The sequence below is a fragment of the Fischerella major NIES-592 genome (genome assembly GCF_001904645.1).
GTDB classification, from domain to species: Bacteria; Cyanobacteriota; Cyanobacteriia; order Cyanobacteriales; family Nostocaceae; genus Fischerella; species Fischerella thermalis.
In genome coordinates this window covers 56,337-70,191 of the sequence record NZ_MRCA01000014.1, presented here as the reverse complement: position 1 = coordinate 70,191, position 13,855 = coordinate 56,337, and the positions used below count along the sequence as shown (strand labels likewise).

Below are 13,855 nucleotides of genomic sequence, written 5' to 3'. Positions count from 1 at the left end.
TTATGAGTAAAAATCAATCCATAATTATTTCGTGGTGACAGGGGCGAGAATACCAATGTACGATTTTGCAATTATAGGTGGGGGCATTGTTGGTCTTTCCACCGGGATGGCCTTAGGTAAAACCTATCCCAATGCCAAGATTCTAGTATTGGAAAAAGAAAACCAATGGGCTTTTCATCAAACTGGTAATAACAGTGGTGTAATTCACTCTGGTATTTACTATAAACCAGGGAGTTTTAAAGCGAAATTTTGCCGTGATGGTTGTCAATCAATGGTGGAATTTTGTCAAGAGCATGGGATTGATTATGAAGTTTGTGGCAAGGTAATAGTTGCTACCGATGAAAGCGAATTACCAGGCTTAGAAAATCTATATAAGCGTGGTTTAGAAAACGGCATTAAAGTTAAGAGAATTAGCCCCGAGGAAGTCAAAGAATTTGAACCTCACGTTACCTCTGTAGGTGGAATTTACGTATATTCTACAGGTATTGCTAACTACAAACAAGTTTGTCTCAAGTATGCGGAAATCATTTCCCAACAAGGAGGAGAATTACGACTCAACACAAAAGTTGAAAAAATAGTTCCCAGTGGCAAAAATCAAGTACTAGAGACAAATAACGGTACTTTTGAAACTCGGTTTGTAATTAACTGTGCTGGTTTGCATAGCGATCGCGTTGCCAAACTAGGTAAAGTAGACCCACAAGCTAAAATAGTACCTTTCCGGGGTGAATATTACGAATTAGTACCGGAAAAACGCTATCTTGTCAAAGGTTTAATATATCCAGTTCCTAACCCCGACTTTCCTTTCTTAGGCGTTCATTTCACTCGGATGATTGACGGCACTGTCCACGCCGGGCCCAACGCCGTTTTAAGTCTCAAACGGGAAGGTTATAAAAAAACTGACTTTGACTTGCGTGACTTTGTTGAAGTCATGACCTATCCTGGTTTTTGGAAGCTAGCAGCTAAACACGCTGACGAAGGAATCAAAGAAATTATTCGTTCCTTTAGTAAAGCAGCCTTTACCAGAAGTTTGCAAAAACTAATTCCCGAAGTTCAATCAGAAGATTTAATTCCCACCCACGCTGGAGTTCGCGCCCAAGCGTTGATGAATGACGGTAAGTTAGTCGATGACTTTTTAATTATTCACGGACAAAACACCGCTCATGTATGCAATGCACCTTCCCCAGCAGCCACTTCTTCAATTGAAATTGGTAAAGCCATAGTTGCTCAAATTCCCCAACCACAGCATCTTCAAACCACAGTAGCCTAATCACATAAGTGCTTATTCCTGTAAGGGTAGGTTGGTGAAAAATCAACCACTAAGACTCTAAGACACAAAGAATTTTGGCATTGCATAATTGTGAGATGCGAGTTGGAATTTGCGCCAACACTCATCAGTGTGTCTGGGTGTCCCCGCATCAACCGCAATCATCCCATTATTTTCAGCAACGTCAAAATTCTCATTCATCTTGCTGTAACCGCCCAGGTTATTTCTAATCGTAATCAATTCATTAATCAACACATAAGGACTTTTCACAATGAAAATTCTCGTCACAGGAACAGAAGGTTATCTCGGCTCATTATTACCTCCTTTATTGATTCAAAAAGGGCATGAAGTCATCGGTGTAGATACTGGTTTTTATAAAGTAGGTTGGTTATATAACGGAACTGAACTAACAGCTAAAACCCTCAACAAAGATATTCGTCACATCACTTTAGAAGACTTGCAAGGTGTCGAAGCAGTAGTCCACATGGCGGAACTCTCTAACGATCCAACTGGACAGCTAGCACCTAATATTACCTATGATATTAATCACAAAGGTTCAGTTCGTCTGGCCAATCTGGCAAAAGAAGCAGGAGTGCGTCGGTTTGTCTACATGTCTTCTTGTAGTGTTTATGGTGTAGCAACAGAAGGAGATGTCACCGAAGAATCTCCTGTTAATCCTCAAACAGCCTACGCAGAATGTAAAACTTTAGTGGAACGAGATGTCAAACTACTTGCTGATGATGACTTCTCTCCTACCTTTATGCGAAATGCTACCGCCTTTGGTGCTTCCCCCAGAATGCGCTTTGATATTGTTTTAAATAATTTAGCAGGTCTAGCATGGACTACTAAGGAAATCAAAATGACTAGCGATGGTACACCTTGGCGTCCACTCGTTCATGCTTTAGATATTTGTAAAGCTATTGTTTGCACTCTGGAAGCCCCCCGCGATATTGTACACAACCAAATTTTCAACGTTGGAGATACTGCAAATAACTATCGAGTTAAAGAAATAGCTGAAATTATTGCTGATGTTTTCCCTGGCTGTCAATTAAGTTTTGGCTCTCAAGGAGCAGACAATCGCAGTTATCGAGTTTCTTTTGAGAAAATCAATAGCGTCTTACCTGGCTTTAAGTGTGATTGGAACGCCCAGCAGGGTGCGAAACAATTATTTGATTTGTTTAGCAAAATTGATATGACAGAGGAAGTTTTCTTATCTAGAGGTTTTACTCGCTTAAAGCAGCTAGAGTATCTGATTCGTACACAACAAATTGATCAAGATTTCTTCTGGACTAAATATTAACTAAATAATTTGATTGGTAAGATAAAATGCTTGCAGATTCTGAATCAAACAGCTTTTCTTGGGTCTGCAAATTTTACCAATCATTTTTTGTAAAAATTTTAGATTTGGTGTCAGAGAAATATAATTAGCAATAAAAAGTTACTAAAATATCATGATTAGTTGGTATTTAATCCACTAATCTACTTTATTCACTCTGGAGGTTACTCATGATTTTTACCAAAACTGAACTCAAAGATGCATACATTATTGATTTAGAAGAAAAACACGATCATCGTGGTTTTTTTGCACGTACTTTCTGTGCCAAAGAATTTGAAGCACATGGTTTAAAGCCAACAGTTGCCCAATGCAATCTTTCTTTCAACTACAAAAAAGGAACTTTGCGGGGAATGCATTATCAAGTTCCCCCAGCAGCAGAAACAAAGTTGATTCGTTGTACTAAAGGCGCTATCTATGACGTAATTATTGATATGCGTCCTGAATCTCCGACTTTTTTACAACATTTTGGTGTAGAACTAACCGCAGAAAATCATCGTGCTTTATATGTACCGGAGATGTTCGCTCACGGCTATCAAGCACTGACCGATGGAGCAGAAGTCACATATCAAGTTGGAGAGTTCTATACTCCAGGATATGAAAGAGGTCTGCGCTATGACGATCCTTTCTTTAACATTAAATGGCCTTTGGAAGTGACAGAAATTTCTGAAAAAGATTTGAATTGGCCTTTAATGTCAATGATGAGTGTTGGTGGTTCCAAGTAACAAAATTTATGTCTGATGGGAATTGAAGCTGGGAGAACAATCTTTTTTGATAAATCGACCACCGATAAACACCGATGCACACTGATAGACACAGATAGATTTTCTGTTTGCATTTAATGTTAGTTGTTGGTGATTGCTTTTTTAAATAGAATTGGTTTGTTTAGTTTTTCAGTGACATCAGACATAATTTTGTTCATTTTTTATTTCGCGAAATTAATACAAAAGAATTAGCATTTTTTCAGGTTATTTAGTTTTTTAGGTAAAACACAGGAGTTTAGTTAATGATTATTGTCGATCGCGCTTTAGCTGCTCGTGCAGAAGCTGGCAACCCTGTAAAAGTAGGTATGATCGGTGCAGGCTTCATGGGTCGAGGAATTGCTAATCAAATTGCTAACTCTGTTCCCGGTATGGAGTTGGTTGCTATCTCCAACCGCAATCTTGATGCAGCGAAGCGGGCTTATTCAGAAGCAGGGATTGAAAATTTGCAAGTCGCTAACACTGTGACGGAATTAGAAGATGCTATCGCGAATGGAGGCTATACAGTCACCGAAGATGCGATGTTACTTTGCCGTGCTGAAGGTATTGATGCTTTAATAGAGGTTACAGGCGCTGTAGAGTTTGGCGCTCATGTAATCATGGAAGCGATCGCCCATCGTAAGCATGTGATCATGATGAATGCTGAACTTGATGGTACGGTGGGCGCAATTCTGAAAGTGTACGCTGACAAAGCTGGTGTGATTCTCACCGCCTGCGATGGCGATCAGCCAGGGGTACAAATGAATCTCTACCGCTTTGTAAAAAGTATTGGTCTGACTCCTCTATTGTGTGGTAATATTAAGGGTTTACAAGACCCATATCGTAACCCCACCACCCAAGAAGCCTTTGCCAAGCGTTGGGGGCAAAAAGCCCACATGGTTACTAGCTTCGCCGATGGCACAAAAATTTCCTTCGAGCAGGCGATCGTTGCCAATGGCACAGGCATGAAGGTTGCCAAGCGGGGAATGCTGGGATACAACTTTGATGGCCACGTCGATGAAATGACCAAAATGTATGACGTTGACCAACTCAAGGAACTCGGCGGTATCGTTGATTATGTAGTTGGTGCTAAACCAGGACCAGGAGTATTTGTATTTGCTACTCATGATGATCCTAAGCAACGTCATTACCTCAACTTATACAAATTAGGTGAAGGACCTCTATATAGCTTCTATACTCCTTACCACCTCTGCCATTTTGAAGTGCCGTTATCTGTTGCTCGGGCTGTTCTGTTTCAAGATTATGTCTTAAGTCCCTTAGGCGCTCCCATTGTTGATGTTGTTACTACTGCCAAAATAGACTTGAAAGCAGGTGAAACCTTGGATGGTATTGGTTATTACATGACTTATGGGCAGTGTGAAAACTCTCATGTAGTTCAAGAGCAAAATCTTTTACCAATGGGTTTAGCTGAAGGATGTCGTCTCAAACGAGATATTCCTAAAGACCAAGTCCTGACCTACGATGATGTGGAACTGCCAGAAGGTAGACTTTGCGACAAACTCAGAGCTGAGCAAAATGCTTATTTCGCCTCGCCTAAAACCTTGACAGCTGTTGGGTAATTAGAGCAGCGCAAAATAAAAATATTGTTTTGTTTGTGTAAAGACGCGAAGTTTCGCGTCTTTGCTTTACAGATAAGAATATTGCGATCGCTATAACCCCCCTTAATTCCCCTCCGGAGTGCTGGTAAAAATCTTACTCCTTCCCCATCTCGGCGAGGGATAGAGGTCTGTTAAAGAAAGATATGCAAAAAGAATAAAAATTTATAATAAACGAATGTATTCTTAGTGAATATCCCCTCCTACATAGGGTAAATTGGGGTATCTCATTAGTAAGTCCCAAACAAAATTAAAGTTTTTGTAAATCAGATCATATAATACTAAACTTCTTCTCCGATTTCAAGGAAAATTTCGGTATGAACACTTTAAAAACACCAATCAAAAAATCACTGATGCCAATTATCAATAAATTACTACTAAGGCTACTTGACAAATTAGCAATAGACTCACTGCAAAATTTCTCGAATTGGTCAATGGGTAACAGTACAGGTAAGAAACATCATATATCCTTATTCTCTAGATAAGTACAATGGGTAGTTTGTCTAACTTGCAGTTGAAGTCCTAGAAATCTTTACCCAAGCGATCGCTTCTTGTTTGTACAGTCTAGGGAACTTCATCAAAAATTTATAAAAACCGGAATTTACAGGGAACTTATTTAAAACTTGAAAGTCATATCGGGATTTTCCTATGCACAGATTGTATGTAAAGATGTGTTAACAAAAAACTAAGCATGAGTATGGTATCAAGAATTAATTTTTCAGTTAATGCTGTTGTATAGATTCAACTTATAAATAATATGAAAGTAGCTTTAGTCCATGATTACTTAACCCAGCGAGGGGGCGCAGAAAGAGTCTTTGAATTACTTTGTAAACGCTATCCCGAAGCAGATATCTACACCTCTTTGTATGATCCCCAACAAACAATCGACTTGGGTGAACGGATTGTCAACACAACTTTTTTGCAAAATATTCCTGGCGCTGCTAAATATTTTCGCCTCATGGCTCCTTTTTATTTTCCAGCCTTTCGGGCTTTAGACTTACAGGAATATGATTTGATTATTAGCAGTAGCACCAGTTTTGCTAAAGCAGTACGCAAAAACCCTTCAGCAAAGCATATTTGCTTTTGTCATAACATTACTCGCTTTTTATGGGATACAGAAACATACTTACGGGAGTATGGAGATTATAGATACTTTGCTCCTTTAATCGAACAAGTTTTTCAAGTGATGAGAAAGGTGGATCTTGCATATGCACAAGAACCAGACCTCTACATAGCAAATTCCAGCGTTGTAGCTCGTCGTATTCAAACAACTTACGGCAAAAAAGCTATTGTTATTAATTATCCTATTGATACTAGTAAATTTGTTTTTACAAAGTCCAAAGAAGATTATTATCTAGCCTCAGCTCGGATGATCAGCTACAAACGTCTTGATATAATAGTCGAAGCTTTTAATTGGCTGGGATGGCGATTACTAATATCAGGAGATGGTCCAGAGCGAGAACGCTTACAATCGAAAGCTCTTAGCAATGTAGAGTTTTTAGGACATGTCCCAGATGCCCAACGTACACAATTGTTCGCTAAAGCTAGATCCATCATAGTAGCAGCTCTAGAAGACTATGGATTAGTTCCAGTAGAGGCAAATGCTAGTGGCACACCAGTAATTGCCTATGGTGCGGGTGGAGTATTGGATACTCAAATACCCGGTAAAACAGGTGTATTTTTTAAGAGGCAAACACCTGAATCTCTTCAAGCAGCTCTACTAGAAGCCAGGGAAATTGATTGGGATTACGAAGACATTCGTAATCATGCAGTGGCAAACTTTTCAGAGGAAGCCTTCTTTAGTAAAGTTGACCAAGTTGTTGATCAAGCTTGTAATTTAAACATTTCACTAGTTTGACTTGTTAGCTGAGGGATAGTAAACGTGATTCAATCCAGTCTGAGTCCCCATGTAAATCCAGTTAATGAAACAGAACCGGGTTATGGGCAAATTTTTGCGGTACTCATCCGCAGACTTCCTTGGTTTTTAGTAGTATTTATTACGTGTATTGCCGGTGCTGCTTTGCTCACCAAAAGAACACCGCCTACATACAAAAGCTCAATGCAGCTGTTGGTAAAACCCAACTATGAAGGTAATACAAAAGGAGCACCAACTACAGGAAGTACTTTCACTGATACTAATGTTGTAATTGATACTGCAACCCAGCTCAATATCATGCAAAGCTCAGTGCTGATTCAAAGAGCTGTTGATAAACTCAAGCCCGAGTACCCAGACATAACAGCAGAGCAAATTCAGGGCGCTTTGGTATTAAATCAATTAAGAACAAGAGAAGACAATCTTGCTACCAATATTTTTCAAGCGGATTATACCGATACAGATCCAGATAAAACACAAAGAGTTCTAAATGCAATTAGACAAGTATATTTGGAATATAACCAACAACAACAAGCTGAGCGTTTAAGAAAAGGTCTAAGAGTTGTCCAGCAACAATTAAGAGACACTGTAGAAGAAGTCAATAGAGCAGAAGCAAACTTACAGCGCTTCCGCAGAAATCAAAATTTAATTGACCCAGAATCACAGGCAAAATCTCTAGAAGATAATTTAAACGCTATTCTTCAGGATCGACGCACAACTCGTGCTGAATATGAAGAGGCAAAGGCTCGTTATGCATCTTTGCAACAACAGTTGCAAAGTACTCCACAAAATGCCCTTGTAGAGGCCCGTTTGAGTCAGTCTACACGCTACCAAGCATTACTCAACGAAATCCAAAAAACGCAATTAGCTTTGGCACAGGAACGCTTGCGCTTTACTGATCAGGCTCCTAGTGTGATCAAGCTAGTAGAACAACTGCAACAGCAGAAAGAATTGTTGCAACAAGAAGCAGGAAATACTTTAGGAGGACAACAGACTAATATCAACGCCTCAGGAGGTAATCTTCTTAAGCAAGGGCAGAAGAGCGAAATTGACCTGACTCTTGCTGGTCAGCTAGTAGAGACACAAACCAATTTACTCGCCTTGGCAGCTCGTGACCAAAGTTTAGCCCAAAAAGAACAGCAGGTACGTGATGAACTCAAAGGCTTCCCGGCTAAATTAGCTGAATACAGTCGCCTACAACCTCAAATTCAACTTGGTCGTGAAAGACTGCAAGAACTGTTAAAAGCACAACAACAGTTACAGCAGGAACTTGACAAAGGAGGATTTAACTGGGAAGTTGTAGAGCCACCACGCAAGGGTATGTTTATGGGCCCCAACCTCAAGCAAAATTTGATGTTGGGTGCAGTTGTTGGGCTAATGTTAGGAGGTGTGGCTGCCTTTATTCGTGATGCATCTGATGATTCTGTTCATACTACTGCTGAATTAGAAAGGCAAACTGCTTTGCCAGTATTGGGAACTACTCCCAAATTACCACCTGCTAAAACCAGAGAATCAGTCTTCAAGTTACCCTTTGGTAAGCCAGAGGTGCTTGCACCTTGGACAATTCAGGTTCTGCAATCTCCTCCACGCTGGGAATCGCTGGATTTAATTTATAAGAATATTGAACTTTTAAATTCAGTTTCCACCTTCAAATCTTTGATGGTAACTTCGGCATTACCTGATGAAGGTAAGTCAGGTTTGGCGTTGGGTTTAGCAATGAGTGCTGCTCGTTTACACAAACGAGTATTACTCATCGATGCTAATCTACGCGCTCCCAACTTACACAAACAACTCAATCTTCCCAACGAACAAGGACTTTCCACTTTACTGGTGAGTGAGTCTACTCTACCGAATCAAATTAGTATTCCTTCTGCTGGCTCATCATACATAGATATTTTGACAGCTGGTCCTGCACCCGCAGACCCAGCTAATTTGTTGAGTTCCCCTCGTATGGAAGAATTGATGGCTGCCTTTGAAGAGAACTATGATTTGGTAATTGTAGATGCTCCTCCGGTTCTCGGTTTAGTAGATGCCCTACTCACAGCCTCGGCTTGTCGTAGTGTGGTCATGGTAGCCAGCATCGGTAGAGTCACAAGAACTCAACTCGCACAAGCTACAGCTATGCTCAGTAGATTAAATCTCATTGGTGTTGTGGCAAATGGAGTTTCAGATGCTGGCAGCACCTACGTACCTTATGGAAAACAACACTCACTTGCATTACAAAGAGCGATAGAAGAATAGACAATCTAGATTAACGAACGGTTCACAGCTAGCGCTACCCGCAAGGGTAGCGCAAAGTTTTTATTAGATATCTCTAGAAATGAATTATAGCTTGTCCGTTTGAATACTCATACTTTCACCAAGGCTGGTAATTGTACATCTATATTTGAAAATAGGTATAGGGGTGTAGGAGGAGTTAAATATTGATTTCCTCGTTATAAGTATAATTACTCTTGGGCATAGTCAGCTTTTAGCCCCAAATTTATTTGACGGCGGGATATTGGGTAGGGGCAAGAACAGATGCAAGAAATACAATTTTTCTCCCACACTCTTAGACCCTCATATCCCCTTTTTAAGAATAGGCAGACTTACAGCGATCGCCTACAAACAAGCCAAATCTTCTTCCCTTTTGCCTCCTGCCACGCCAGGTGCTTTATGCATGCCGGGAAACCCGTCCACCGCACTGGCTCCTCTGCCTTCTTAAAAGTAACTAACCGTATTGCTCTCAAGCCTACTGTCCTCAGTACGCAAATAGTGACTTTAGGCTTTATGTATGTAATACGTGAACTGAAGCCTCCAAAGAAGTACTGCTTTCTCTGCCTAAAATTATATTTGTTCGTAATAATTAAAATTTTGTGAATTGCCAAATATTTTTAAATCAAAAATTATTTACGTAGTTTCATCACAGAAGAAATTCATAGTAACTTAATATTTTTTTGTGAAACACGCAAGCTCTTTAAAGAGTGAATAAAGAATTTATTTTTACGACTGCGATTCTTACTGAGTCTTATATCCTAGATATTGAAGCACATTGATTCCAAAATTGAAAGTACAAAATGAGAAAAAATTCAAGTTTAAAAACATAATTTTTTTAGATAAATCCAAAAGGTAACCAATATCTTTAACTTCTTATAAATATCTGGCTTATCAAACAGGAATTTAATAAACAAGATGTGTAGATGTCTATATGACAGTTCATTTTGTTTCGTACTTAAATAAATTCCCAGGTTTGATTCTAAGTAAAAGAGTGAGAAAAGATCAGATTCTTTGGCGCAAAAGCCCTTGATATCAGGTCAGTAATCTACCATAAGTATAACTTAAAACATTATGACTACTTCAATAATTTCACCTTTAGACACCTGCTATAGTGAAACTCAAACACAAAAAGGCGATCGCCACCCATACTGCACACTTGTCTGGCGACGGGATCAGTTGCTAGTAAAGCCTCTAGGAAACTTAAAGCAACCATATCTGCCTGTACTAGATGACGAGCAATTATTAGTAGAGTGCTTAAAACATTCTTCAGTTAAGTTAGTTCGTATAGATCCAAAACTAGGCGAAGCGAAGCTGAACCTTTGGGCTAATGCCTGTGAGCAAGCATCTAAGCCTATATACTTACGTATAAACTCTGGCAAAAATTACCGTATATCAGAAAATTCCCTATTGAAAACCTTTAAGCGATTAGGAGATAGGATTGTTGCCCTATTGTTTTTGCTAGTAATAAGTCCGATCACATTAGGATTAGCATTATTAATGCAACTGTCTTCCTCAGAACCGATTTTGGAGAGGGAGTGGCACGTTGGCGAACGGGGTAGGTTATTTCGGGGATTTAAGTTTCGCACCACAGCACTAAGTAAAAAAACTGGATTACACAATCTGCCATTGATATTAAATGTAGTGCGGGGTGAAATGAGCCTAACAGGTCCCCGCTGCTGGACATTAGCAGAAGCACTAGAACTAAGCGCCAAAGAACAACAACAGCTAAATCAACTACCAGGAGTTGTAGGTTCATGGCAAGTAGAGGAAGCAGAGTCCAATCAGTTGATTTTGGATTCCGTAAATAGCTTTGAACTGTAATATTCATATACTTGCTGGTCTATGTAGAGTAGGATGTAATCATCCTACTCATTACTACATCTAGAACTAAGTGAAAAATGATATAGACTTTGTCTGTATTCTTCGTCTGCTTGATAGTTGCTTCATGCTTAAGTGCTACAAACGTAATGTGTATGCACTACTATCCCGAACTTTTATAGAAAATTATGCCCCGACAAATATCTCTGTTAACCCGTAGGTTAGTTCAAGCTACCAGTTTTTGGAAAAATAATCGCTTCATTTTGCGAGAGTTTAAACATTTCCGACGGCTTGTAATTGCTGCTTTAGTTTTTTCGTTTTTGGCAGCAACTTTTGAAGGTTTTGGTTTGGGTTTTTTACTTGCTTTTCTACAAAGTTTAACAAGCCCAGATGCCGAGCCTGTAAGAACAGGTATTCAATGGTTTGATGTCTCTATTTTAGGAGTAAACGCTTCTGCAACAGAAAGACTGTATAGAATATCAGCATTAATAATCATTACTACTTTTATACGTATTTCTCTTAGCTACACTGCCCAGATTTTTAACCAGTTTTGTGAAGTTCATTTGGCAGATAACTTATGTAAGCGCATTTTTGAGCAATTACAAGCTCAAAGCTTAGTATATTTTGCTAAAAAGCGATCTGGTGAATTAATTGATGTTCTGACTACTGAAATTTTAAGAGTGAGACAGATTTTTGGAGGTCTAGCTTTTCTAACCACCAGAGCTTTAACTCTACTTATTTATTCTATATCGCTGTTTGTCTTATCGTGGCAATTAACAGTTGTTTCCTTTCTATTATTTAGTCTCATAGGAGTTGCTATTTCCACACTGAACAAACGAATTAGAGAAATTAGTTTTGGCATTTCTATTGCTAACAGTAAATTTACTTCAATTGCCTTAGAATTTATCAACGGTATCCGCACAGTTCAGGCATCTTCGACTCAAGACTTTGAGCGCAAGAGATATTATCAAGCTAGTGAAAACGTCGTCAAAGCGTGGAAAAAAAACTTTTTAATTTCTAATATTCCGAAACCAATAGCAGAAGCTTCATCGACAATCATCATGGTGAGCATGATTATTTTTGTCGTCACCAGTGGCTTCATGCAAATTGGTGAACTATTGACATTTTTCTTTGTGCTATTTCGGATTATCCCTATTATTCAAGATTTAAATGGAACGACAGCTTTTATCAGTAGTCAGGGAGGAGCAATAGATAATATTCAAAATTTGCTTAAACCTGATGATAAAGTTTATTTTCAAAATGGCAAAATTGAGTTTCGGGAGTTGCAAAGAGGGATAGATGTAGTCTCGGTAGATTTTGGCTACGATCGCGAGAATTTAGTCTTACATAACATCACACTTTCCATCGAAAAAGGCAAAATGACAGCACTGGTTGGATCTACTGGTGCAGGAAAATCAACTCTAGCTGATTTAATCCCTCGCTTCCACGATCCTACAGAAGGAAAGGTTTTGGTCGATGGAGTTGATGTACGAGAATTTGAAATTGATTCTTGGCGACGCAAAATGGCCGTAGTCAGTCAAGATACATTTATTTTTAATACCTCTATCCGCAACAATATTGCCTACGGTACACCAAGAGCAACCGAAGCAGAAATTCGAGAAGCCGCACGTTTAGCCAATGCACTTGAATTTATCGAAGAAATGCCCGAAGGTTTTGATACAGTGTTAGGCGATCGCGGTGTGCGGTTATCTGGAGGACAAAGACAACGAATTGCCATTGCTAGAGCTTTATTACGCAATCCCCAAATCCTTATTTTAGATGAAGCCACAAGCGCTTTAGATTCAGTAACAGAGAGGTTAATTCAAGAATCTCTGGAAAAACTTTCTGCGGGTCGAACAGTGATTGCGATCGCTCACCGCCTTTCTACAATTGCCAAAGCAGATAAAGTAGTCGTGCTAGAACATGGTCGAATTGTAGAACAAGGCAAGTATCAAGATTTACTCGAGCAACGTGGTAAACTCTGGAAATATCACCAGGCTCAGTACGAGTCTAATCAGGGTAGCTCTACAACTTAGTCTGAATTTAGTAAATCGCTGCTATTTATATGAATCCCTATATGGAGCAACTATCTACAACTCAAACTTCTCAATTAGAAAATCCTGGCTCCCAAACACAAACTCTCCTGCAAACCAGTATCGCTGCTGGACATTTGGGAGCAAATGCGATCGAATACAGCAAGGAGATGTCTGATGAGGAAGAACACGAACAATTTGAATGGGCTAGTCAAAAAATCTCCTTACTGATCGAAACACTCAAGCAAATACCCAACCGCAAACGGGTAGCAGACATTGGGTGTCGTACCGGCGGTCAAGCAGCCTACTACAAAGCCCAAGCTGGCGAGATTACCGAAATGCACGGCTTTGACATTTCCGAAGCACCCTTAGAGGTAGCGAAAAGAGCCGGTATCCTTACCCATGTTTGGGTGAGTGGAGAGTCTGCTTGTCCTGTAGAAGATAACTTCTTTGATGTGATCATTGCTGGTGACATTATTGAACACTTAATGGACACTGACGTATTTTTACAAGAATTGCGGCGTGTACTTCGTCCAGGTGGATATTTGTTGATTACTACTCCTAACATCGCTTGGTGGTGGAATCGTCTTCGTCTGTTATTTGGTAAAGTTCCTGCTAATATTGCTTCAGTTTCTTTTCGGACTTCTCTTGACCCAGCAGTAGACTGCAAGCATCTACGCGTCAGCGTGAATCGTGAATGGTTGTATCTATTCGCACAGCATAATTATGAGTGTGTATCAATCACTGGATACAACTATCCCAAATTATTGCGCTGGCCTTTTAACTTCTTTGATCATTTGCTTAAGCGCGTTCCCTCGCTAGCACACAGCAATCTTTTTGTGTTGAGAAAACCGCTTTCCCAAAGCTGCTAAAACAGGAGTTGCTCAAACCTCCTGTAAATTTTAGGAGGCTTGATGTAAAA

General features: G+C 39.6%; 10 protein-coding genes. 9 read left to right on the top strand and 1 reads right to left on the bottom strand.

The window, feature by feature from the left end:
* Nucleotides 1-55 precede the first annotated feature (55 nt).
* A complete protein-coding gene (gene lhgO / locus NIES592_RS19835) occupies nt 56-1,267 on the top strand; it encodes an L-2-hydroxyglutarate oxidase (RefSeq protein WP_073556675.1) in 1,212 nt (403 codons plus the stop codon).
* Nucleotides 1,268-1,324: 57 nt separating this feature from the next.
* Here the strand turns inward: lhgO and NIES592_RS19830 are convergent, their stop codons facing one another.
* Nucleotides 1,325-1,534, bottom strand: coding sequence for a hypothetical protein (locus NIES592_RS19830; RefSeq protein WP_062249759.1), 210 nt, complete (start codon nt 1,532-1,534; stop codon nt 1,325-1,327).
* Between the two features lies 1 nt (nt 1,535).
* Here NIES592_RS19830 and NIES592_RS19825 point away from each other — a divergent pair, with 1 nt between their 5' ends.
* The 8 genes from NIES592_RS19825 (at nt 1,536) to NIES592_RS19790 (ending at nt 13,805) form a co-directional block, all read left to right on the top strand.
* Nucleotides 1,536-2,564: an NAD-dependent epimerase/dehydratase family protein gene (locus NIES592_RS19825; protein WP_062249761.1), complete on the top strand. Its 1,029-nt coding sequence runs from the start codon at nt 1,536-1,538 to the stop codon at nt 2,562-2,564.
* 206 nt (nt 2,565-2,770) lie between these two features.
* Entirely contained in the window at nt 2,771-3,322 is a 552-nt protein-coding gene (gene rfbC / locus NIES592_RS19820) for a dTDP-4-dehydrorhamnose 3,5-epimerase (protein WP_016867129.1), read from the top strand.
* Between the two features lie 281 nt (nt 3,323-3,603).
* Entirely contained in the window at nt 3,604-4,917 is a 1,314-nt protein-coding gene (locus NIES592_RS19815; RefSeq protein ID WP_073556674.1) for an NAD(P)H-dependent oxidoreductase, read from the top strand.
* Between the two features lie 793 nt (nt 4,918-5,710).
* Nucleotides 5,711-6,811 (top strand): glycosyltransferase, encoded by a 1,101-nt coding sequence (locus tag NIES592_RS19810; protein WP_062249765.1) that lies wholly within the window; start codon nt 5,711-5,713, stop codon nt 6,809-6,811.
* A 24-nt stretch (nt 6,812-6,835) separates the two neighbouring features.
* Nucleotides 6,836-9,067, top strand: coding sequence for a GumC family protein (locus NIES592_RS19805; protein WP_073556673.1), 2,232 nt, complete (start codon nt 6,836-6,838; stop codon nt 9,065-9,067).
* Between the two features lie 1,086 nt (nt 9,068-10,153).
* On the top strand, nt 10,154-10,903 hold the full coding sequence (gene hepC, locus NIES592_RS19800) for a heterocyst development glycosyltransferase HepC (RefSeq protein WP_073556672.1): 750 nt from the start codon (nt 10,154-10,156) through the stop codon (nt 10,901-10,903).
* A gap of 185 nt (nt 10,904-11,088) precedes the next feature.
* Nucleotides 11,089-12,936 (top strand): heterocyst formation ABC transporter subunit HepA, encoded by a 1,848-nt coding sequence (gene hepA / locus NIES592_RS19795; RefSeq protein WP_062249771.1) that lies wholly within the window; start codon nt 11,089-11,091, stop codon nt 12,934-12,936.
* Nucleotides 12,937-12,977: 41 nt separating this feature from the next.
* Entirely contained in the window at nt 12,978-13,805 is an 828-nt protein-coding gene (locus tag NIES592_RS19790) for a class I SAM-dependent methyltransferase (protein WP_073556702.1), read from the top strand.
* The last annotated feature ends 50 nt before the right edge of the window (nt 13,806-13,855 follow it).

Excerpts from the sequence above, each read along its gene's own strand:
- hepA (WP_062249771.1), top strand. The coding sequence starts at position 11,089 with ATGCCCCGACAAATATCTCTGTTAACCCGTAGGTTAGTTCAAGCTACC.
- NIES592_RS19815 (WP_073556674.1), top strand. The coding sequence starts at position 3,604 with ATGATTATTGTCGATCGCGCTTTAGCTGCTCGTGCAGAAGCTGGCAAC.
- NIES592_RS19810 (WP_062249765.1), top strand. The coding sequence starts at position 5,711 with ATGAAAGTAGCTTTAGTCCATGATTACTTAACCCAGCGAGGGGGCGCA.
- lhgO (WP_073556675.1), top strand. The coding sequence starts at position 56 with ATGTACGATTTTGCAATTATAGGTGGGGGCATTGTTGGTCTTTCCACC.
- NIES592_RS19790 (WP_073556702.1), top strand. The coding sequence starts at position 12,978 with ATGGAGCAACTATCTACAACTCAAACTTCTCAATTAGAAAATCCTGGC.
- rfbC (WP_016867129.1), top strand. The coding sequence starts at position 2,771 with ATGATTTTTACCAAAACTGAACTCAAAGATGCATACATTATTGATTTA.
- hepC (WP_073556672.1), top strand. The coding sequence starts at position 10,154 with ATGACTACTTCAATAATTTCACCTTTAGACACCTGCTATAGTGAAACT.
- NIES592_RS19825 (WP_062249761.1), top strand. The coding sequence starts at position 1,536 with ATGAAAATTCTCGTCACAGGAACAGAAGGTTATCTCGGCTCATTATTA.